Origin of the sequence: Streptomyces sp. NPDC048420, assembly GCF_040651535.1 — a bacterium.
In the GTDB taxonomy this organism is placed as follows: domain Bacteria; phylum Actinomycetota; class Actinomycetes; order Streptomycetales; family Streptomycetaceae; genus Streptomyces.
The window spans coordinates 298,249-318,700 of record NZ_JBEZKG010000007.1 but is presented as its reverse complement, the minus strand read 5'-3'; the positions used below and the strand labels follow the sequence as shown (position 1 = coordinate 318,700).

18 protein-coding genes and 1 pseudogene are annotated in these 20,452 nt (G+C 68.8%); 6 read left to right on the top strand and 13 right to left on the bottom strand.

Going from position 1 to position 20,452, the window contains the following annotated elements:
- Window positions 1-14: 14 nt before the first annotated feature.
- Entirely contained in the window at window positions 15-2,132 is a 2,118-nt protein-coding gene (locus AB0D34_RS15010) for a serine/threonine-protein kinase (protein WP_362661497.1), read from the bottom strand.
- A 277-nt stretch (window positions 2,133-2,409) separates the two neighbouring features.
- On the opposite strand from AB0D34_RS15010, the gene AB0D34_RS15005 reads away from it, so the two are divergent.
- The gene (locus tag AB0D34_RS15005; protein ID WP_362661495.1) at window positions 2,410-2,925 is read left to right on the top strand and encodes a putative immunity protein; all 516 of its coding nucleotides are present in this window, start codon (window positions 2,410-2,412) and stop codon (window positions 2,923-2,925) included.
- Between the two features lie 160 nt (window positions 2,926-3,085).
- Entirely contained in the window at window positions 3,086-3,643 is a 558-nt protein-coding gene (locus tag AB0D34_RS15000; protein ID WP_362661655.1) for an N-acetyltransferase, read from the top strand.
- On the opposite strand, the gene AB0D34_RS14995 is transcribed toward AB0D34_RS15000, so the two are convergent.
- Together AB0D34_RS14995 and AB0D34_RS14990 are read right to left on the bottom strand one after the other, a co-directional pair.
- Window positions 3,633-3,815 (bottom strand): DUF397 domain-containing protein, encoded by a 183-nt coding sequence (locus AB0D34_RS14995; RefSeq protein WP_362661493.1) that lies wholly within the window; start codon window positions 3,813-3,815, stop codon window positions 3,633-3,635. The genes AB0D34_RS15000 and AB0D34_RS14995 overlap by 11 nt on opposite strands.
- Window positions 3,812-3,943: pseudogene (locus AB0D34_RS14990) on the bottom strand (transcriptional regulator); the annotation flags it as partial. The gene AB0D34_RS14995 and the pseudogene AB0D34_RS14990, both read right to left, overlap by 4 nt.
- 551 nt (window positions 3,944-4,494) lie before the next feature.
- On the opposite strand from AB0D34_RS14990, the gene AB0D34_RS14985 reads away from it, so the two are divergent.
- Complete coding sequence (locus AB0D34_RS14985) at window positions 4,495-4,890, top strand: DUF1330 domain-containing protein (RefSeq protein WP_362661491.1); 396 nt, start codon at window positions 4,495-4,497, stop codon at window positions 4,888-4,890.
- A 68-nt stretch (window positions 4,891-4,958) separates the two neighbouring features.
- On the opposite strand, the gene AB0D34_RS14980 is transcribed toward AB0D34_RS14985, so the two are convergent.
- Together AB0D34_RS14980 and AB0D34_RS14975 are read right to left on the bottom strand one after the other, a co-directional pair.
- On the bottom strand, window positions 4,959-5,798 hold the full coding sequence (locus tag AB0D34_RS14980) for a hypothetical protein (protein WP_362661489.1): 840 nt from the start codon (window positions 5,796-5,798) through the stop codon (window positions 4,959-4,961).
- Window positions 5,795-6,529 carry a MerR family transcriptional regulator gene (locus tag AB0D34_RS14975; RefSeq protein WP_362661487.1) on the bottom strand — a complete coding sequence of 245 codons (735 nt, stop codon included), beginning with the start codon at window positions 6,527-6,529 and terminating at the stop codon, window positions 5,795-5,797. The genes AB0D34_RS14980 and AB0D34_RS14975 overlap by 4 nt, the downstream gene beginning before the upstream one ends.
- Window positions 6,530-6,897: 368 nt before the next feature.
- Between AB0D34_RS14975 and AB0D34_RS14970 the strand changes: the two genes are divergently transcribed.
- The 3 genes from AB0D34_RS14970 (at window position 6,898) to AB0D34_RS14960 (ending at window position 9,976) form a co-directional block, all read left to right on the top strand.
- Window positions 6,898-7,452 carry a hypothetical protein gene (locus AB0D34_RS14970; RefSeq protein ID WP_362661485.1) on the top strand — a complete coding sequence of 185 codons (555 nt, stop codon included), beginning with the start codon at window positions 6,898-6,900 and terminating at the stop codon, window positions 7,450-7,452.
- A gap of 152 nt (window positions 7,453-7,604) precedes the next feature.
- A complete protein-coding gene (locus tag AB0D34_RS14965) occupies window positions 7,605-8,561 on the top strand; it encodes an arabinan endo-1,5-alpha-L-arabinosidase (protein ID WP_362661483.1) in 957 nt (318 codons plus the stop codon).
- A complete protein-coding gene (locus AB0D34_RS14960) occupies window positions 8,543-9,976 on the top strand; it encodes a family 43 glycosylhydrolase (protein WP_362661481.1) in 1,434 nt (477 codons plus the stop codon). The genes AB0D34_RS14965 and AB0D34_RS14960 overlap by 19 nt, the downstream gene beginning before the upstream one ends.
- Before the next feature lie 10 nt (window positions 9,977-9,986).
- Here the strand turns inward: AB0D34_RS14960 and AB0D34_RS14955 are convergent, their stop codons facing one another.
- The 8 genes from AB0D34_RS14955 to AB0D34_RS14920 form a co-directional block, all read right to left on the bottom strand.
- On the bottom strand, window positions 9,987-11,675 hold the full coding sequence (locus AB0D34_RS14955; RefSeq protein ID WP_362661479.1) for a histidinol-phosphate transaminase: 1,689 nt from the start codon (window positions 11,673-11,675) through the stop codon (window positions 9,987-9,989).
- 182 nt (window positions 11,676-11,857) lie between these two features.
- Entirely contained in the window at window positions 11,858-12,904 is a 1,047-nt protein-coding gene (locus tag AB0D34_RS14950; RefSeq protein ID WP_362661477.1) for an aldose epimerase family protein, read from the bottom strand.
- An 85-nt stretch (window positions 12,905-12,989) separates the two neighbouring features.
- Window positions 12,990-14,234: a multiple monosaccharide ABC transporter permease gene (gene mmsB, locus AB0D34_RS14945; protein ID WP_362661475.1), complete on the bottom strand. Its 1,245-nt coding sequence runs from the start codon at window positions 14,232-14,234 to the stop codon at window positions 12,990-12,992.
- Window positions 14,231-15,781 carry a multiple monosaccharide ABC transporter ATP-binding protein gene (gene mmsA / locus AB0D34_RS14940; RefSeq protein ID WP_362661474.1) on the bottom strand — a complete coding sequence of 517 codons (1,551 nt, stop codon included), beginning with the start codon at window positions 15,779-15,781 and terminating at the stop codon, window positions 14,231-14,233. The genes mmsB and mmsA overlap by 4 nt, the downstream gene beginning before the upstream one ends.
- 41 nt (window positions 15,782-15,822) lie before the next feature.
- Window positions 15,823-16,929 carry a multiple monosaccharide ABC transporter substrate-binding protein gene (gene chvE / locus AB0D34_RS14935; RefSeq protein WP_362661472.1) on the bottom strand — a complete coding sequence of 369 codons (1,107 nt, stop codon included), beginning with the start codon at window positions 16,927-16,929 and terminating at the stop codon, window positions 15,823-15,825.
- A gap of 147 nt (window positions 16,930-17,076) precedes the next feature.
- A complete protein-coding gene (locus AB0D34_RS14930; RefSeq protein WP_362661470.1) occupies window positions 17,077-18,045 on the bottom strand; it encodes a hypothetical protein in 969 nt (322 codons plus the stop codon).
- 143 nt (window positions 18,046-18,188) lie between these two features.
- Window positions 18,189-19,193, bottom strand: coding sequence for an alcohol dehydrogenase catalytic domain-containing protein (locus tag AB0D34_RS14925; RefSeq protein ID WP_362661468.1), 1,005 nt, complete (start codon window positions 19,191-19,193; stop codon window positions 18,189-18,191).
- Window positions 19,190-20,350, bottom strand: coding sequence for a mandelate racemase/muconate lactonizing enzyme family protein (locus tag AB0D34_RS14920; RefSeq protein ID WP_362661466.1), 1,161 nt, complete (start codon window positions 20,348-20,350; stop codon window positions 19,190-19,192). The genes AB0D34_RS14925 and AB0D34_RS14920 overlap by 4 nt, the downstream gene beginning before the upstream one ends.
- Window positions 20,351-20,452: the final 102 nt, after the last annotated feature.

The following is a 20,452-nucleotide window of genomic DNA, read 5'->3' as shown; positions in this document are numbered from 1 at the left end:
GCTGGGCCTTCCCCTCAGTCGCGGGATCGGAGTTCGTTCTGCGCCTTGGCGACCAGGCGGTCGATCTCGGCGTGGCTCAGCGGATGGACTACGAGATCGAGGTCGTCCGCGTAGTCCCAGAAGCTGCTGTGGCCGGTGGCATCGGCCCGTTCCTGGCTCTGGGCCGAGACGGCGTCGTAGGTGGCGCCGGCGTCCGGGTTGTCGCAGGTCAGCTCGGAGCTGAGGGTCTTTCCGGTCAGTTCGTAGGGCTGTCGGCCGCTGGAGCAGCCGCCCACCTCCTGACCTCCGGTGCTGATCGAGCCGACGGTGAGTTCGATGTAGACGGTGTCCAAGGCGTAGGCCTTCGAGGTCGCGTTGTACACCGGCCCGGAGAACGCCACATGGACTTGGCAGCCGGAGGAACTGCAACGGACGCCGCTGGCCCCGCCGTTCTGCTGGAGAATCTCGACCGACCCGCCGGTCGTGGCGTCGGAGAGGGCTTTGGTGTTCTTGATGACGGCGGCGTACAGCGGCCCGGCGTCGGCGATGGGGGTGATGTCCATGCCCCGGGAGTCGGCCAGCGGAGCCTTGGCCTCCACGGAGCGCGGCAGCTGCCCGTCCGCGGTGTATCCCTTCACCGCGTCGTGCACGGTGTCCACGCCCGGCGGTTCCCAACGCAGCACCCGGTAGGGCGCGTTCTGGGTGACGTAGAGGTACCCGTTGACCGTGTCGGCCTTCCACGTGGGCGTGCCGCCGACGGTGACCGCCGCCGCCGTCTTGTCGCCCACTTCCGGGAGGCGGGGCTGGTCGGCCAGGGCCTTCTTCAGGGTCGCGGCCAGCTTCGCCGGTGTCAGGTAGGGCTTGAGGGCGGGGCCGGTGTTCTTCTCGTCGTCGCCGGGGTCGTACGTCCAGCCGCGCGTGACGGGGTCGTTCTCGAAGCTGGTGTAGTCACGGCCGTCGATGGTCATGAAAGCCTGGTCGCTGGCCCCCGACCCGTCCTTCTTGCTGCCCATCGTGCCGTGCCGCTCGCCGGTGGCGGTGACCGTGACGTCGAAGTACGTGAAGTAGGTCTTCTGGTCCTGGTACCGGACCCCCGGGGACTTCGCGAGCGCGGCCAGTGCCTGGTCGAACGGCGCCCGCACCACCTGCCGTTCGCTGCTTCCGCCGTCGATGGGCAGCAGCGCGACAAGGAGCACGACGGCCGCGCCCGCCACGGCCGCCAGCACCTTCCTGTGCCGGGTGCGGAGGTGCGCCCACTCGGGCCTGCGGGACGCGGGAGCCCCTTCGGCGTCGAGGAGGGGACTGGTCATCACGACGGCCGCGTCCGTCAGGGCCAGCACACCCTGCGCCAGCCAGCCGGGCCTGTACGTGGCCGCGGCGGCGGTCTCCAGGTCGGCCACGAAGGCCCGCGCGCTGGAGTACCGCTCGTGCGGGTCCTTGTCCAACGCGCGTTCCAGCACCGGCCGTAGCGGTCCCGGTACGTCGTCCAGCGGCGGCGATGCGCTCTCGTGCAGGGCGCGCAGTCCCGCCGTGCTGTCGGCGCGGAACGGGGCGACGCCGGTCAGGCACTCGACGAACGTCACCGCGGCGGCGTAGGTGTCCGAGGCCGGTGGGGCGGGGCGGCCGTGCCACAGTTCCGGTGCCCGGTAGGCAGCGGTGCCCTCGGCGACATCCTCACCGGCCGGCACCGTGATGCCGATGCTGATGAGCTTGCCCTGCCGCGCGGCATCGATGAGCACGTTCTCCGGCTTGACGTCCCGATGCATCACGCCCTGGTCGTGGAGAACGGCCAGCCCGAGCAGCGAACCACGCAGCAGTGCCAGCGCGGCCTCCGGCAGGGGGCGCCGAGCGGCCAGAAGCGCGCGCAGGGTGGGACCGTCGACGGCCTCCATGACCAGGGCGACATCCCCGCCGTCCGGCGAGTCGAGCACCGCGTCGATCCGTACGACGTTCGGGTCCCGTACGCCGGTCACCCGGGCCGTGTCCCTCCGGATGCGCTCGGCGACGGTGGTGTCGTCGGTGAGCCGCGCGGAGAGGTACTTGATCGCGACGAGATCCCCGGTGCCGTCGTCCCGTGGCAACGCCGTCCGCCCGGTGGTTCCCGCGCCCAACTCCCGGATCTCGGTGAACCCGGGCGCCAGCCAGTTCGTCATGGGCCCCTTGCCTTCTCGTCATGGCGGTGTGCTGTGAGGGGGAAGGTAGGAGAGGGCGATGGAGTAACGATGAAATGGCACTGCCGGTTCGAGCCTCTTACCGCCGGCGCCCCTGCAGGAAGGCCTCGCCGAACACTTCGGCGCTTGGGCTGAGCTGTTCACCGAGGACGCACTCACACTGATCCACACGACTTCGCGCGGCTACCCTCGAGCGGTCAGGACCCTCGTCGCCGCGTTCGCAGGCTTCGCCTCGTACCAGCAGGAAGGAATGCCGACCGTGATCCTCCCGAAGGTCAGGGACCTTCGTTTCGTGACGATCCGCCGCGGTGGAAGCCTCACTGATTCGGATCACCATCTCCTCGCCCTGTGGGCGGCAGCCTGCGCGGAGCACGTCCTCGGCCTCTTCGAGTCGGCTCAGCCCGAGGACCCACGGCCGCGCCAGGCGATCGAGCATGCCCGCGCCTGGGTGCGTGGCGAGGTCAAGATGATGCAGGCCCGCGCGGCGGGCGGCCATGCAATGGGCGCGGCCCGAGACCTGCGTGGTGCGGCGCGACACGCCGCCTACGCCGCGGGCCAGGCCGCAGTCGTCGCACACGTCGCCGCGCACGAGCTCGGTGCGGCCGCCTATGCGATCAAGGCCGTACGCGCTGCCGCACCAAAGGCCGAGAGCGAGGCCGCGGGGCGCCTTGAGTGCCAGTGGCAGCGCGACCAGCTCCCCGAGGCTATTCGCGAGCTCGTGCTCGACGACCAGCGATTGCGCAACGACATCTGCTGGTCGGTGTTCGACTGCTGAGCACACGTCGGGCGCGAGGCCATCCACACGTAGCTGATCGCCACGAGCGCCTCACAAAGATTGTCCGGCATCGGCGAGGGAGCAGTGGCGTGGCGGGCAATTGCCTCGCGTACGACCCGCCCCGCCACCTACGCTCGCGGCCATGACGTCACATGATGCCGTGATCCGGCCGGAGAGCGCTCGCGACCACCGAGACGTGCGGGAGGTTCATACGCGGGCGTTCGGTGACGGTGAGCGGGTTCCCGGGCTCGTGGAGGCGCTTCGCGTCGCGGAGGCCGCGTGGGCGCCGATGTCCTTCGTCGCCACCGTCGACGAACGGGTCGTCGGGCATGTCCTGCTGAGCGCGGCGCGGCTGGACGCCCCGCGCCGGATCGTGGACGTCCTCACCCTGTCACCGCTGGGCGTCGTCCCGGAGTTCCAGCGTCAGGGCATCGGCACCCGGCTCATCGCACACGCCCTGGCCGCGGCCGACAGCCAGGGTGTGCCGCTGGTGTTCCTGGAGGGTTCACCGCGCTACTACGGCACACGCGGCTTCGAGGGCGCCGGCGCGGTGGGCTTCCGCTCACCGTCGCTGCGCATTCCTGAACCCGCGTTCCAGGTGGCCCGGTTGTCCGCGCACGAGCCGTGGATGACGGGCACGTTCGTGTACTCGGAGGTGTTCTGGGCCTTCGACTGCGTCGGCCTGCGCGACCCCGAGGCCGGTGCGGTCACTTCGTGAGATGGGTGAGGAAGTCGGTCCAGGGGGTGGGGGCGGCGGTGAGGTGGGGGCCTTGTGGGTTCTTGGAGTCGCGGATGTGGATGGTGGTGGGGGTGCGGGCGATCTCTACGCAGTCGCCGTCGCCACCGCTGCTGTAGCTCGACTTGAACCAGTCCAGTTCGGTGCTGCTCATACGTCCCCTCGCATCCGCTGCAACAGGCTCACCGAGTCCGTGAGAGTGGGAGCCTGTGAGCGCATCCTGGCATACCGCCGTTGGAGAACGCTGACCTCTTTCGGGTCGGAGATGAGCAGTCCGGCTCGCGGCTGGTGAGGGCTGCGCTGGGGCCCGCCGGTCACCTGGGAGCCGTACTACTGAAACCAGTTCACCGTTCGCCGCACCGCCCGGTACGTTCGGCTCATGTGCCACTACGCCGGGAAGGCCTACAAGCTGCACTACGCCTGCGTGTCCTGCCGTGTCGCGTTCAAGCGGCATCCCGGGCCCGGCGGGCATCTGTGTCCCCGGTGCTCCGAGCCGATGAGCTGCGCCGGGCGTGACTTCGCGGCGCCTCGGCGGCGGGACGTCAAGGGCTGGAGCGTGGTGGCCGCTGTTCTCGGTGCCGGTCTGCGGTACGAGGGGCGTGAAACCTGTGGCTGTGGCAGGGAGCCCAAGTTCCGTCCGCGCACCAGGGCTCAGCTGCGAGCGCGGCGGATCGTGGCGGTGCGGACCGGTGCCCCTCTCGCCGAAGTACTCGGACGCCCGGACCCTGAGATCCCCGGGCGACCGGCCCGCTTACCTCTCGGGTAATCGATCCCGGTTCGCCCCGCGTGCCAGGCTCGTCGGCGTACGGAGCCCTACCGACCGGGAGGACACCATGACCGCCTACGCCATAGCCCACCTTCGGGAAGCCACGCCGCATTCCGAGATCGCCGAGTACATCGAGCGCATCACCGCCACCTTCGAACCGTACGGCGGTTGCTTCCTCGTGCATGGCGCGCAGCACGAGGTGAAGGAGGGCGGCTGGCCCGGGCACGTCGTGGTGATCGGGTTTCCCGGGATCGCCGAGGCGCGGGCATGGTGGGACTCAGCCGCGTACCAGGAGATCGCGCCCCTGCGTTCGCGGCACATCGAGGGCGACATCATCCTCGTCGACGGCGTTCCCGAGGGATACGACCCGGCGGTCACCGCGAAGGCGATGCGGGACGCGCTCGCCGGGACGCCACGTCGCGGCGAGGGCCATGGGCGTCCGACCTCCTGCACATCTCCGTAGTACTGCTCGGCATGGGGAGGGCGAAGTTGTCTACCGCTCCGCCGTGCGGCCGGAACCGGCCTGGGTGCTCAGGCGGGCTGACGGAGCGCGCTGACCAGCGCGCGCGGGTCGTCGGCATGGAAACGGATGGTGTGGGCCGCTTCCGTTGCGCCGAGCGGGCGGGTGAAGGGGAGTGGCCGGTTCAGCTCCAGGGTCACCGAGGTCTGGCTGCCCACGATCAGGTCGAGGACCCCGTCCTCGGAGAGGGTGATCAGACTGCCCTCCGGACAGCGCCGGTCGACCCGGACCGAGGCGACCGCGTCCGGCGGTACGGCGAGGTCGAAGAGGGCTCCGTAGCGGATCCGCAGAGAACCGTCGGGGCGCACGACGTGCGGCCGGGTGACGCAGGCGGCGTGCAGGGCCAGCACGAGGACGACGCCGTACAGGTCGAGTACCAGGATCACCCGGTGGACCGCCGGCCATGGGATGAGGAAGGCCAGGCCCACTGTCTCGATCACCATCACGAAGAGCAGCCCGTACATCATCGCGGTCTGGGGCCCGGTGTACGCGGCAGCGAAGTCCCCGGGGCGCACCCCGTGCGTGCCGCGCCGGACCCACCGCCCCAGGGAGGCGAGGGCGCGCAACTCGTGGAGGACCAGGCGGCGGACCGTCACCGGCACCGCCTCCCGTACGGCAGCTCGCAGCGCTGCCCGGCGGTCCGCGCCGCGGGCACGCGCGGCGACGTACAGAGAGCGCAGCACCCAGGCTTCCACCAGCAGCACTGCGAGCACCAGCGCCTCGGCGCTCGCCAGCGCCCACCCGGGCGGCCGGATCCCGGCCACCAGGCAGGCCACCAGGGCCAGTTCCCCCGGCAGTACGGCGGCTACCGCGATCCGCGCCGCCCGTACGCCCCTTGGCTGGCCGCTCATCCCCGGCCCCTTTCCACGAAAGCCTCCATGAGCCGGCCCACGACTTCCGCCTGCGCCGGGGTGTACTCGGCGAGCAGCGCCTCCTTGAACCCGGTCACGACCATCCCGTCCCCGGGGATTGCGGCGAACAGCTCCTCGGGGACGGCTGCCATCAGGTCAGCTGCAAGGGGTGCGATCCGCGGATCGTCGGTGGAGGCTTCGGCGAGCGCGTCAAGGCGTTCGTACAGTTCGACGACCGCGGGATCGGCGATCAGCGTTCCGAGCAGCGCGAAAATCTCTTGGTTACCGGTGCTGGTGGCGTCCAGCAGCGTGAGGTACTCGCGGTCCTTGGCCGCGCTCGGCGAGTCTGTTCGGGGGGCCTGTGCCAGCAGCGCGGCGAGGGCGGGTGAGACGGGCCCGGTCGCGCTGGGCGGCTCGGCGAGCAGGGCGCCGAGTCGGCAGCGGCGCTCCCTGATGTCTGCTTCCTGGCGGGCCAGGTCGGCGTCGAGTTCTTCAAATATCTCGGTCAGTTCGCACCCGGCATCGTCGGCGAGGGCGTCGCGCACTTCATCGAGGCTGAGGCCGAGTTCGGTGAGCCGACGCACCCGGGCGAGCAGGACGGCGTCGCGGACGCTGTAGGCCCGGTAGCCGTTGGGGCGCCGCTGCGGCTCCGGAAGCAGCCCGACATGGTGGTAGTGCCGGATCGCCCGGGTGGTGAGCCCCACGAGCGCGGCGATCTCTCCGATTCGCATGCCGTCAGTAAAAACCCTGACGTTGCGTCAAGGTCAAGCGGCGAAGGCATCGTCGAGTGCAAGGAAACTCAAGCGGGTCTGCACACCGGAGTGGTACGGCCTCGCCGGCGCACGTATCTGGCCAGAGTCCGCTCCCGCTACCCGTCGTCGTCCTCGTCGAGTTCCACGTCCCGAGGCCGCCGAAGCCGCCCGTAAGGTGGAGCCCGGCCGCACCAACGAGCTCCAGACCGGTGGTCCGGACGCGTGGCGTAACCTGCGGATGCTCGACCGGTTCACGAACCAGGACATCGGCAACGCGCAGATACGCCCGCAGATCAAGGATCTTCCGGACGGCAATCCCATCAACATCGACATCAAGTGGTGGCCAGATGACCAGCGCGAGCCCGGCGTCGTCCCGTCTGATCGCGACGGTGGACGCGCTGCGGACGGCACTGGCGGAGAGTCCGGACGTGCTGTCGTTCACGCTCGGCGGGACGATCGACGAGGAGACGGCCGTCGCCGCGGAGGCCGACGGGGTGCCGCGTGAGTTCCTGGACTTCTGCCGGGTGCTGGACGGCGCGAGCTGCGGACCGTCCGTGCAGCTCTTCGGGCTTGCGGAGGCCGAGGAGCACCAGTTCTACTGCGGGCCGGTGGTCGACTCCCCGCTGGACCTGTCCCCGCAGAAGCTGTTCTGCATCGGGATGACCCAGGAGACGCCGGTCTTCCTCGACCGCGCGGCCGGCACCGTCCTCGGTATCCCGGCCGAGCACTGGGAGTGGGTCGACGCGGAGCGTTTCGAGCAGCTCGCGTCCGGTGTGGAGGCGTACTTCCTGGAGCGGCTGGCCACGTTCGACGAGTACAAGCGCCTCGCCCTGGTCGACGACGACCTGGTGGAGTACGACGACTGGCTGAAGCTGCTGCGACGGGCCGGTCTCGCCGACTGAGCCGCGCTGCGCTCAGGACCACTGACCAACACTGAGGCGTGCGCGAACCATTGACGCGCAAGGGGTTCGATTCTACGGTCCCGTCCGAAGCTCTGATCGGTGATCGACATACCGAACATCCCCCCACTCGCATCCCACCAAGGAGCGTCAGCGTGCGCCGCACCTCACTTCTGGCCGTTCCCGTCGCCTTCCTGTTGGCCCTGATCCCAGGCACGGCCTCCGCGTACCCCAACCCCGGAACCGTCACGGGTGCCACCACCATCCACGACCCGACGATGATCCGTACGTCGGCGGGCCGTTACCTCCTGTACGGCACCGGCGGCGGCCTCGGCTACCGCACCTCCACCGACCGGATCGCGTTCACGGCCGGCAGCGACGCCTTCTCGACCAAGCCGGGCTGGTGGTCGTCGTACGCCACCGAGGCCTGGGCCCCCGACATCTCCTACCAGGGCGGCAAGTACCTGATGTACTACGCCGTCTCGACCTTCGGCTCCAACAAGTCCGCGATAGGCCTGGCCACTTCGAGCACCGGGCTGCCCGGCTCCTGGACCGACCAGGGCACGGTCTACACCTCCACCACCTCCAGCGACTACAACGCCATCGACCCGAACCTCTTCGTCGACGGAGACGGCAAGTGGTGGCTGTCCTTCGGGAGTTGGTGGACCGGCCTGAAGATGATCCAGATCAACCCGAGCACCGGCAAGCAGCTCTCCACGAACACCACCCGGTACTCGATCGCCTCCCGCCCCACCGGGACCAAGGCCGTCGAGGCGCCGTACATCGTGAAGCGGAACGGCTACTACTACCTCTTCGCGTCCTACGACACCTGCTGCGCCGGCACCAGTTCGACCTACAAGGTCAAGGTCGGCCGCGCCACCAGCGTCACCGGGCCGTACGTCGACAAGAACGGCGTCTCGATGATGAACAACGGCGGCACCCCGGTCCTGGAGTCGCACGGGCGGTACATCGGCCCCGGCGGCCAGTCGATCATGAACGACTCCGACGGGGACCTGATCGTCTACCACTACTACGACGGCAACGACAACGGCACCCCCAAGCTCGGCATCAACCTCTTGAACTGGAGCAGCGGATGGCCCGTCGCCTACTGATCCTGCTGGCCGCGCTGCTCCTCGCCCTCGGGCTCGGACAGTCCTCCGCGAGCGCGGCCTCGTTCTCGAACCCGGTCAAGACCCAGAAGGGCGCCGACCCCTGGATCTCCTACTACAACGGCAACTACTACCTGGTGACGACGAGTTGGACCAATGTCATCACCATGCGCAAGTCGGCCACCCTCGCCGGTCTCGCCACCGCGCCGAGCGTGCAGGTGTGGACCGGGGACGCCGCGAGCCGCTGCTGCAACATCTGGGCACCCGAGATCCACTTCATCAACGGCCGCTGGTACCTGTACTACGTGGCCGGGCAGAACGTCTCCGACTACAACCCGACCCAGCGCACGCACGTGCTGGAGAGTGCCGGGTCCGACCCCATGGGGCCGTACACCTACCGGAACCAGCTCAACTCCTCCTGGATGCTGGACCCGACCGTCGCCACCATCAACGGTCAGCTCTATCTGTTCGGCAGTGCGAGCGGCGGCACCCAGAACCTCGTCGCGGCCCGTCTGTCCAACCCGTACACCCTCGCCACCGGCTTCTCGACCATCTCCACGCCCACCAACTCCTGGGAGAAGTCCGGCGGTTCGGTCAACGAGGGTCCGGAGATCCTCCAGCGGGGCGGCAGGACCTTCCTGATCTACTCGGCGAGCGGCTGCTGGACCCCCGACTACAAACTCGGCCAGCTCACCCTCACCGGCTCCGACCCCCTCGCCGCGTCCTCCTGGACGAAGAAGTCCACGCCGGTCTTCCAGCGCAACGACTCCGCCGGCGTCTACGGCCCGGGCCACAACGGCTTCTTCACCTCGCCCGACGGCACCGAGAACTGGATCGTGTACCACGCCAACGACTCGGCGTCCGACGGCTGCGACAACGGCCGTACGACCAGAGCCCAGAAGTTCACCTGGAACTCCGACGGAACCCCGAACCTCGGTACGCCGGTCCGGCTCGGGGCGAGCATGACCGGCCCGTCCGGAGAGCAGTCGGCCGCCTCGACGACGTACACCCTCACGAACCGCAACAGCGGCAAGTGCCTTGAGGTGGCCGGGAGTTCGGCGACCGACGGTGCCAACGTCCAGCAGTACACCTGCAACGGCGGCAGCAACCAGCGCTGGCGTGTCGAGGACCGGGGCGACGACACCAGCCGTCTGGTCAACGTGGCCAGCGGCAAGGTCCTCGACACCGCCGACTGCTCCTCCGCCGACGGCGCCGACCTGCGCCAGTGGGCCTGGCTCGACAACACCTGCCAGCGGTTCAGGTTCCTGGTGACCGACAGCGGCTACGTGCGGATCGTCAACCAGGCCACGGGCAAGGTGGCCGACGTGGCGGACTGCTCGACGGCCGACGCGGCGGACGTACGCCAGTGGTCATGGCTGTCCAACACCTGCCAGCAGTGGAGGCTGAACCCGGTCTAGCCGAAGCGCCTCAGCCGGCCTGGCCCATCCCTGCCGCGTTCGGCCAGCTCTGCGCGTTGGGCCACCCGGTGGCCGGTGCCTGGGACAGCTCCTGCGGAGCGCCCGGCGCCGGGGCGGTCATCCCGCGTACCTGTGCGGCCGTGAGGCCTCCACGGGCCGGCACCCCGGGCGGGGTCGGCCCGCTGGGCGGCGGGAAGGAGGCCGGAGCCGGCGGGGCGGGGGGTACGGGCACGGGGGCCGGCATCGGGGCGGGCGTCGGCATCGGGGCCGGAGCCGGCATCTGGGCCGGCATGGGCATCCCCGCGCCCATGGAGGAAGCCCCGCCCATGGAGGTAGCCCCGCCCATCGAGGCAGCCGTCCCCATGGAAGCAGCCGTCCCCATGGGCGGTGCCGCGGCCACCGCCACCGGCTGGGCGACCGGCATCGGCATGCCGACGCCACCGCCCATCCCGCCACCGCCGACGGCCATCGCCGCGAGGTCCTGCATGCCGGCCCCGTTGGTCTGGCCGACCAGGCGGTCCACTGCCGCCGTACCCGAGCTGTAGCTGGTCCCTTGAGCGAGCTCGGGCACGGCGGCTCCCCTCCTGGTCCCGTAGAGCACCTGTTCCAGGCCGGACACCAGGCGACGCACGTCCACCTGGGGGCGCACCACGAGCCGCAGGAAGCGGCTGGAAGAGCCGATCTTGTTGCCGCACTCGCGGACGAGGATGCGGTGCTCGGTGAGCATCCGGTCCCGGACCACGGTGCCTTCGGCGCCGACGGGCAGGCGCACGAAGAGGAAGTTCCCCTGGGAGGGGTAGACGGTCAGGCCGGGCAGCGCGGCGAGCTGGCTCGCCATGTCGAGGCGGTCCCGGCGGACCTGGTGGAGGCTCTGCGCGTACTCGGCGCCGTGCTCCTTGAGCATGAACACCACGTACTCGGCGAAGGCGTTGAGGTTCCACTTCGGCAGCATCGAGCGGACCCGGCCGGCCAGGGCGGGGTTGGCGACCATGTAGCCGAAACGGATGCCGTGCAGGCCGAAGTTCTTGCCGAGGCTGCGCAGGACGATGACGTTCGGCCGGATCATCGCCTCCTGGACGACGCTCGGCTCCTGCTCGGCGTCGGCGAACTCCAGGAAGGACTCGTCGATGACGATGAGGTCCAGGTCGGCCATCGCGTCCATGAACTGCACGAGCGCGTGCTTGTGGAGGAAGCCGCCGTCGGGGTTGTTCGGGTTGCAGATGACCGCGACCCGTGTCCCCCGGGTGCGTATGAACTCGGCGTACTGCGCGAGGTCCAGGGCGAAACCGCTGGACTCCTGGAGCGGGAACATGTCGACCCGCTTGCCGGTCTCCATCGGCTGGTCGGTCCAGCGGCCGAAGGTGGGGACGGGGATGGCGAGGGACTCACGGACCAGCAGGTGGTCGATCCAGGTGATCAGTTCGGTGGAGCCGTTGCCCATCGCCACGGCCTGCGGCGGCAGTTGGAGCAGGTTGCACAGCTCGGCGGTGATCGTGTCGGCGCCGCTGGGGTAGTACGTGATGATGTCCTTCAGCCGCGAGGCCATGGTGTCCATCATCGCCGGAGTGGGGAAGTACGGATTGCACGGAATACAGAAGTCCACCGGCCCCGTCCCGTCGCCGCCTTCACGCGCCAGCGCCGCCATGGACGGGCTGTGTGCAGCGGTGCTGCGGAACAACGAGGTGACGTTGTCGGCCATCGAACCTCCGTATGGGGCGGACCCGGCGGGGACGACCGGGTCCGTCGTCATTGGGTGGCCCGCGCGGGGGAGCACGGGCCGCCCTTACATACGGATGCGGGGGTGGCGCTGTTCAACGGGTGTGAAAGAAGTGTGAGTTCGGGAACCCCGGGCCCGATCTCCGCGTCTCCCTGCTGGAGACCTCAGCAGTCGAACGTGTGAATGGTCGTCGTGCGGTACGTCTGCCCAGGTCGCAGCGTTGTCGACGGGAACGACGGGTGGTTCGGCGAGTCCGGGAAGTGCTGCGTCTCCAGGCACAGGGCGTCGCCCTGACGGTAGGTGTGGCCGGAGGGGCCGACCAGGGTGCCGTCGAGGAAGTTGCCGGAGTAGAACTGCAGCCCGGGCTCGTTGGAGGCGATCTTCAGCGTGCGGCCCGAGTGCCGGTCCCGCAGGGTCGCCACGTGCTCCGGCTTGGCCGTGATCCCCTTGTCGAGGACCCAGTTGTGGTCGAAGCCCTTGGCGGTGACCAGCTGCGGGTGCCCGGCCCGGATGTCCCGGCCGATCTGCTTGCCCTTGCGGAAGTCGAAGGGGGTGCCCGCGACCTTCGCCGGCTCACCGGTGGGGATCAGACCCGAGTCGGTGGGCGTGTAACGGGACGCGGCGATCTTCAGCTCGTGGTCCTCGATGGTGCCGGTGCCCTCGCCGCCGAGGTTCCAGTACACGTGGCTTGTGAGGTTGACGACGGTGGCCTTGTCGGTGGTGGCCTCGTAGTCGATCCGCCAGTCGCCGTGCCGGGTGAGGGTGTACGTCACCTTCACCTTGAGGGTGCCCGGGTAGCCCATCTCGCCGTCGACGGACGTGTAGTGCAGGTACAGGCCGACGTCGGAGCCCTTGGTGAACGGCTCGACGTCCCACACCCGCTTGTCGAAGCCCTGGGTGCCGCCGTGCAGGCTGTTGACCCCGTCGTTGACGGAGAGCTGGTAGCTCTTGCCGTCCAGGGTGAACTTGCCGTCGGCGATCCGGTTGCCGTACCGGCCGATCAGCGCGCCGAAGTACGGGCTGGAGTCGGCGTACTCCTCGACGCGGTCGAAGCCGAGGCAGACATTGGCGTGCCGGCCGTCCCGGTCGGGCACCTCCAGGGACTGCACGATCCCGCCGTAGGACAGGACCTTCAGACGTGTGCCGCCGTTCTCCAGCGACCAGCGGTGGACCTTCGTCCCGTCGGCGAGCGTGCCGAAGAGTTCCTTCACCGGGTTCCTGCCTCCGTGGCGTTGTGGTGGGAAGCCGAAGGGTCCCGCGGACGTGCTGCCCGCGGGACCCTTCGGCACGATGTGCCTACGAACCGGACTTGCGCTTGTTCCACACGTCGAACCCGACCGCGGCCAGCAGGGCGAGGCCCTTGATGACCTGTTGCCAGTCGGTGCCGACGCTGAGGAGGTTCATGCCGTTGTTCAGCACACCGAGGACGAGACCACCGATGATCGCGCCGAGGACGGTTCCCACACCGCCGCTCATGGACGCGCCACCGATGAACGACGAGGCGATCGCCTCGAGTTCGAAGTTCAGGCCCGCCTTCGGGGAGGCCGCGTTCAGACGGGCGGCGACCACCAGACCCGCCAGGGCCGCGAGCACGCCCATGTTGAGGAAGACAAGGAAGGTGACCTTCTTGTCCTTGACGCCGGACAGCTTCGCGGCCGGCAGGTTGCCGCCGATCGCGTAGATGTGCCGGCCGAAGACCGCGTTGCGCATGACGTAGCCGTAGCCGACCACCAGCACACCGAGGACGAGCAGGATGATCGGCGCGCCCTGGTAGCTGGCGAGCAGCATCGTGACCGCGAGGACGGCTGCGGCGATCGCGACGAGCTTGAGCAGGAAGGCGTTCCTGGGCAGCACGTCCAGCGCGAACTCCTGCTGGCGCTTGCGGTCGCGGACCTCCTGGTAGATCACGAAGGCCAGCAGCGCGAAGCCGAGGAGCAGCGTGAGGTTGTGGTAGTTGGTGTCCGGGCCGACCTCGGGCAGGAAGCCGTTGCCGAGCTTCTGCAGACCGTCCGGGAACGGGCCGAGGGTCTGGCCCTCGAGGAGGATCTCCGTCAGACCGCGGAAGAGCAGCATGCCCGCCAGGGTGACGATGAACGACGGTATGCCGAGATACGCGATCAGATAGCCCTGCACCGAGCCCGCGACCGCGCCCACCACCAGGGTCAGCACCAGTGCGATCGGCCACGCCACGTCGTGCTGGACCGTCAGCACGGCCGCGAAGGCGCCCACGAACGCGGTCAGTGAACCGACCGACAGGTCGATGTGCCCCGCGATGATCACCAGCATCATGCCGATCGCGAGGATCAGGATGTAGCTGTTCTGGAGCACCAGGTTGGAGACGTTGCGCGGCAGCAGCAGGTCGCCGTCGGTCCACACCGCGAACAGCGCGACGATCAGGCCGAGCGCGATCAGCATGCCGTACTGCCGCATGTTGCGGCGCAGCCCGTTCAGCATCAGCTGGAGCAGGCCCTCGCCGGAGGACGACCCCCCGCTCTTGCCCGGCGGCGCCGCGGCCGGAACCTTCGTCACATTGGTGCTCATCGCGTTACCTCTTTGTCCTTCGTCATCTGGCGCATCAGCACTTCCTGCGTGGCCTCGGCCCGCGGAACCTCACCCGTGAGCCGTCCGGCGGCCATGGTGTAGATGCGGTCGCACATCCCGAGGAGCTCCGGCAGCTCGGAGGAGATGAAGACGACCGCCTTGCCCTCGGCGGCCAGCTGGTCGATGACCGTGTAGATCTCGTACTTGGCGCCCACGTCGATACCGCGCGTGGGCTCGTCCAGGATCAGCACCTCGGGACCCGCGAAGATCCACTTGCTGAGGACGACCTTCTGCTGGTTGCCGCCGGACAACCGGCCCACCGTCTCGAAGACGGTCGGGGCCTTGATGTTCATCGACTTGCGGAAGCGCTCGGAGACCTTCCGCTCCTCGTGCTCGTCGACCACACCGCGCTTGGCGACCTTGTTCAGGGCGGTCAGCGAGATGTTCCGGTTGATGTTGTCGATGAGGTTGAGGCCGTAGTGCTTGCGGTCCTCGGTGACGTACGCGATCCCGTGCTCGACCGCCTCCGCGACGGTCTTCGTACGGATCTCCTTGCCGTCCTTGAAGACCTGGCCGCCCGCGTGCCGGCCGTAGGTGCGACCGAACACGCTCATCGCGAGCTCGGTGCGCCCCGCGCCCATCAGGCCCGCGATGCCGACGATCTCCCCGCGGCGCACCTGGATCGACACGTCGTCGACGACCTTGCGCTGCTGGTCGATCGGGTGGTGGACGGTCCAGTTGCGGATCTCGAGGGCCGGGGCCGCGTCCGCCTCGCCCTCGTACGGCGTGCGGTCGGGGAAGCGGTGGTCGAGGTCGCGGCCGACCATGCCCGAGATGATCCGGTCCTCGGTGGTCTCCGGGGCCTTCACGTCGAGCGTCTCGATCGACTTCCCGTCGCGGATGATCGTGACCGAGTCGGCGACCCGGCGGATCTCGTTGAGCTTGTGGGAGATGATGATCGAGGTGATGCCCTGCTTCTTCAACTCCAGGATGAGATCCAGGAGTTTGCCGCTGTCCTCGTCGTTGAGAGCCGCGGTCGGCTCGTCGAGGATGAGCAGCTTCACCTTCTTCGAGAGCGCCTTGGCGATCTCCACCAGCTGCTGCTTGCCCACACCGATGTCGGTGATCCGGGTCTCCGGGTGGTCGCTCAGACCCACCCGGCGCAGCAGCTCGGTGGCGTGCTTCAGCGTCTCGTTCCAGTTGATGAACCCGCCCGAGGCGTGTTCGTTTCCGAGGAAGATGTTCTCGGCGATCGACAGGAACGGCACCAGGGCCAGCTCCTGGTGGATGATCACGATGCCGTGCTGCTCGCTCGCCCGGATGTCCTTGAAGGAGACGACCTCTCCCTCGAAGAGGATGTCGCCCTCGTACGTGCCGTGCGGATGGACGCCGGAGAGCACCTTCATCAAGGTGGACTTCCCGGCGCCGTTCTCACCACAGATGGCATGGACCTCGCCCTGACGGACGGTCAGTGTGACGTCCGACAGCGCTTTGACGCCGGGAAAGGTCTTGACGATCGAGCGCATTTCCAGGACGGGTCCCGCCATGGTCGTGCCTTTCAATCAGAGGAATTGGCGGACAAGGCTGACTAGTTGAGCTCGCTGGCCTTGTAGTAGCCGGTGTCGACCAGTTCCTTGGTGTAGTTCGTCTTGTCGACGCTCACCGGCTGGAGCAGGTAGGCGGGGACGACCTTGGAACCGTTGTCGTACGTCTTGGTGTCGTTGACCTCGGGCTTCTTGCCGTTGAGGACGTCGTCCACCATGGTCGAGGCGACCTCGGCGAGCTTGCGGGTGTCCTTGTAGACGGTCTGCGTCTGCTGGCCCGCGATGATCGACTTCACCGAGGCGAGCTCGGCGTCCTGGCCGGTGATGACCGGGATCGGCTTGCTGCCCTTGCCGTAGCCGTCCGACTTCAGCGCGGCGAGGATGCCGATGGAGATGCCGTCGTACGGCGACAGGACCGCGTCCACCTTGCCGCTGCCGTACGTCGAGGTGAGGATGTCCTCCATGCGCTTCTGCGCGGTGGCGCCGTCCCAGCGCAGGGTGGTGACCTGGTTGATCTTGGTCTGGCCGGACTTGACGACGAGCTTCTTGCTGTCGATGTACGGCTGGAGCACGCTCATCGCGCCGTTGAAGAAGTACTTGGTGTTGTTGTCGTCGTTGGAGCCGGCGAAGAGCTCGATGTTGAAGGGGCCCTTGCCGCTCTTCAGGCCGAGCTTGTCGACGATGTAGCTGGCCTGGAGCTCACCGACCTTGGTGTTGTCGAACGACGCGTAGTAGTCGACGTTCGGCGTGCCGAGGATCAGACGGTCGTAGGCGATGACCGGGATCTTGGCGTCCTTGGCCTGCTGGAGCACGTTGTTCAGCGACTTGTTGTCGATGGCCGCGACGATCAGGCCCTTGACGCCCTGCGTGATCAGGTTCTCGATCTGCGAGACCTGCTGGTCCGGGTCGTCCTCGCCGTACACCAGCTTGGTCTTGTAGCCCTTGGCCTGGAGGTTCTTGACGACGTTGTTGCCGTCGGCGATCCAGCGCTCGGAGGACTTGGTCGGCATCGCGATGCCGATGGTGCCTCCCTTGGCGCTTCCGGTCGCTTCCTTGCTGCCGCCCTCGCTGTCCTGGCCGCAGGCGGTGAGGGTGAGGGCGAGGGAGGCGGCGCCGGCTATGGCGGTGAGTGCGGCTCGACGAGTACGCATGATCATCATCCTTGATGTCGGGAGGCCGGGTGCGGTCCGGCGGTACGGGTGCCTGGGGGCGGTGCCGGGGAGCGACCGGGAGAGGCTGGGTTGTGTCGGAGTCTGTGCGACTGCGTCGGGTTTTGTGAAGGGGCGTTGTCCGGAACGTTATGCAGGCGTTTCGAATCGCTTCAGCTCACCCGGCAGCCGGGAGCCGAGCGGCGCCATGTCGCCGTCCGCCCCATGCCGCGCGAGCAGGTCCAGGGCGAGCCGTCCGCGCCGCACTCTCTCCTTGGCGGTGGACAGTGTGAGATCGCGCATATGGTGCCCGTACGGGTAGATCCCCGGAGCCTTCGACAGGCCGAACTTCAGATAGAGCGGTGCGCCGCGCCGGATCAGCTCGGCGACCTCGTACATCCGCACATAGCCGCCGAGATCGTCGGGAGCCTCGATGTACATGTCCATCGGGGCGGCCGACACCCGCCGGATCTCGGTGAGGTGATCGAGCGTCAGATCGCTGGGCACGTTGATCGAGTCGCCGCCGAGGTTCTCGTACACGGCGTACGCGGCCGGGTTCACCGGCCCGATCAGCGCCGACACCTTGAGCGTCGTGTCGGCCGGGATGATCCCGGCGACCCGTGCCCGGTGCAGGGTCCACAGCACACCCTCGTCGGCGACGAGCAGGCACTTCACGCCGAGCTCGGTGGCGCGGACGGCGTCCTCGACGCAGCCGGCGACCGCGTCGTGCCCCCGGGCGCGCAGCCCGCCGCCTCTGGAGTCGGTGCGGGTGGAGCCGCCGATGTCCCAGGTGCCGCGGGGCCCGGTGAACAGGCAGAGCTCGATGTCACGCTCGGCGGTCGCCTCCACCATCTCGGTGATCTCCGCGTCGCTGAGCATCCACACGCCCGAGCCCTGGCTGATGCGGTGCACCGGCACGTCGAGCCGCGAGGACTCCTTGAGGACCACGCCGAGGGCCTCGGGGCCCTCCACGGAGGGCACTTCGGTACGCCAGCGTCCGCCACCGGGGAAGGTGTGCGGGGACGCGTCGGAGGGGTCGAGGGCGGGCGCGTTCAGGCCAAGCGCAGCGAGCGCCTGCTCACCGGGTCGTCGGGCCGCGTTGGCGGTGGTCTCGGTCACTGTCTGTCCTTCAGGTTCGATATTTCGGACGAGGATCGCGGCTCTGGATAACGCTCTGGAGGTGCAGGACGCCCAAGGCGTTGGTGGTGCGCCGGTACGAAGTCGTCAGGTCCCCCCGTACCGGCGCACGGCTCAGGGGCGTGTCACGGCCGCAGGAGGACCTTCCCGACCTTCGGGTCGCCGGACCCGACCAGGTCGATGGCCTGTGAGAACTGGTCCAGCGGCAGCTCGTGTGTGACGAGCGGCGCCGGATCGAGCAGCCCGGCCCCGAAGACCCGCACCGTGTGCGCCCAGGCCGCGGGAGGCGCCCCGAACACGGTGTGCACCTCCAGCTGCCGTACGACGAGATCGGTGGGGTCGAGTCCGTCGGCGCCCGCGGCCGGGATACCGGTGAGGACGAGCCGGCCGCCGCGTCTGAGCAGAGCGGCGGCGGTGGTGGCGGCGGACGCCGACCCGGCGGTCTCGATGACGACGTCGAAGTCGTCCGGCAGCTCCTGGTCCCGGGTGCGGAAGTCGGTGGCGCCGAAGGTCCGGGAGAGCTCCGCGCGGTCGGAGCGGGTGCCCACCACCAGCAGCTCCGAGGGCGAACCCGCCTTCAGGAACTGGACGGCGAACATCCCGAGTGTGCCCGTGCCCACGACCGCGACCCGCTCACCGGGCCGCGCGTTCGCCTTGAGCGCGGCGGCGGCGATGCAGGCCGCGGGTTCCAGGAGCGCCGCCGCCGTCAGGTCGGCATCGTCCGGGAGGACGTGCAGCAGCCGGGCCGGCAGGGTGAGGGTGGTGGCCATGGCGCCGGGCTGGGTGAAGCCCGTCTCCTCGTAGCCGGCCGTGCACAGCGTGGTCTCGCCCGCGTGGCAGCGGTCGCAGACCTGGCAGTTCCGGAAGCCCTCGCCCACCACCTTGCGGCCGACGAGGGGCTCCGGCACCCCGGAGCCCACCGCCTCGACCGTGCCGGACCACTCGTGGCCGGGCGTGAGCGGGTAACGGACGTACCCCTCGGGCCGGTTGCCCTGGTAGACCTCGCGGTCGCTGCCGCAGATCCCGACGGCGTGGACGCGGACGAGCGCCTCCCCGGAGGCGGGCTCACGAGGGGCGTGCTCGACGAGCCGGTGCTCGCCGGGCGCCTCGACGACGACGGCACTGGTCACCGCTGGGTGCCCTTCGGCTTGCGCTGCTCCCAGCCCTCGGCCCACAGGTCGAAGCGGGCCTGCTGCTGCGGGAACTCGGCGGCCGCGTCGACGTCCAGCTCGACACCGAGGCCGGGGGCGTCGGAGAGGTGGAAGTAGCCGTCCACGACCTGCGGGGCGCCCTTGACGACCTTCTTGATGTCGGCGTCGGCGAAGTCGTTGAAGTGCTCCAGGATCTTGAAGTTCGGCGCGGTGAAGCCGACCTGGAGCGAGGCGGCGGTCAGCACCGGGCCGCCCACGTTGTGGGGTGCCACCAGCATGTAGTGGGTCTCGGCGGTCGCGGCCAGCTTCCGGGTCTCCCAGATGCCGCCGATGTGGCCGACGTCGGGCTGGATGATGTCCACGGCCTGGCTCTCGAAGAGCTCGCGGAACTCGATGCGGTCGTGGATCCGCTCACCGGTGGCGACCGGGATGTCGACCTTGGCGGCGACCTTCTCCAGTGCCTTGAGGTTCTCCGGCGGGCAGGGCTCCTCCAGCCAGGCGGGCTTGAAGGGCGCGAGGTCCTTGGCCAGCCGTACGGCGGTGGAGGGGGAGAAGCGGCCGTGCATCTCCAGCATCAGTTCGGCGTCCGGCCCGATGGCGTCCCGCACGGCCTCGATGAGGGAGACGGCGTACAGGCTCTGCTCGTGGTCGAGCTCGAAGTGCCCGGTGCCGAAGGGGTCGATCTTGAGCGCCTTGTAGCCGCGCTCCATGACCCCCTGGGCGGCCTTGTGGTAGGCCTCCGGGGTTCGCTCGGTGGTGTACCAGCCGTTGGCGTAGGCCTTGACCTTGTCGGTGACCTTGCCGCCGAGCAGCTGCCAGACCGGCACGCCCAGGGCCTTGCCCTTGATGTCCCAGCAGGCCATCTCGATCACGGCGATACCGGACATCACGATCTCGCCGGCCCGGCCGTAGTCGCCGTACTTCATCCGCTTGACGAGATCCTCGACAGCGAACGGGTCCGACCCGAGAATGTGGTTGGTCTTCGCCTCGTGCAGATAGCCGAGCAGGGCGTCGGTGTGACCCAGCATGCGGGTCTCGCCGACTCCGGTGAGTCCCTCGTCGGTGTGCACCTGGACGTAGGTCAGGTTGCGCCATGGCGTCCCGACCACGTGCGTGCTGATTCCCGTGATGCGCACGTCAGATACTCCCTAGACTCTCTGAGCTTGTTCGAAATTTCGGCTCACGTTCGAAATGCTGGCACGACCGTAAGGACGAGGCGGTCGGGGTGTCAATGGGTC

Excerpts from the sequence above, each read along its gene's own strand:
- AB0D34_RS15010 (WP_362661497.1), bottom strand. The coding sequence starts at position 2,132 with ATGACGAACTGGCTGGCGCCCGGGTTCACCGAGATCCGGGAGTTGGGC.
- AB0D34_RS14995 (WP_362661493.1), bottom strand. The coding sequence starts at position 3,815 with ATGAGCAGCACCGAACTGGACTGGTTCAAGTCGAGCTACAGCAGCGGT.
- AB0D34_RS14985 (WP_362661491.1), top strand. The coding sequence starts at position 4,495 with ATGACCGCCTACGCCATAGCCCACCTTCGGGAAGCCACGCCGCATTCC.
- AB0D34_RS14980 (WP_362661489.1), bottom strand. The coding sequence starts at position 5,798 with ATGAGCGGCCAGCCAAGGGGCGTACGGGCGGCGCGGATCGCGGTAGCC.
- AB0D34_RS14975 (WP_362661487.1), bottom strand. The coding sequence starts at position 6,529 with ATGCGAATCGGAGAGATCGCCGCGCTCGTGGGGCTCACCACCCGGGCG.
- AB0D34_RS14970 (WP_362661485.1), top strand. The coding sequence starts at position 6,898 with ATGACCAGCGCGAGCCCGGCGTCGTCCCGTCTGATCGCGACGGTGGAC.
- AB0D34_RS14960 (WP_362661481.1), top strand. The coding sequence starts at position 8,543 with ATGGCCCGTCGCCTACTGATCCTGCTGGCCGCGCTGCTCCTCGCCCTC.
- AB0D34_RS14955 (WP_362661479.1), bottom strand. The coding sequence starts at position 11,675 with ATGGCCGACAACGTCACCTCGTTGTTCCGCAGCACCGCTGCACACAGC.
- mmsB (WP_362661475.1), bottom strand. The coding sequence starts at position 14,234 with ATGAGCACCAATGTGACGAAGGTTCCGGCCGCGGCGCCGCCGGGCAAG.
- mmsA (WP_362661474.1), bottom strand. The coding sequence starts at position 15,781 with ATGGCGGGACCCGTCCTGGAAATGCGCTCGATCGTCAAGACCTTTCCC.
- chvE (WP_362661472.1), bottom strand. The coding sequence starts at position 16,929 with ATGCGTACTCGTCGAGCCGCACTCACCGCCATAGCCGGCGCCGCCTCC.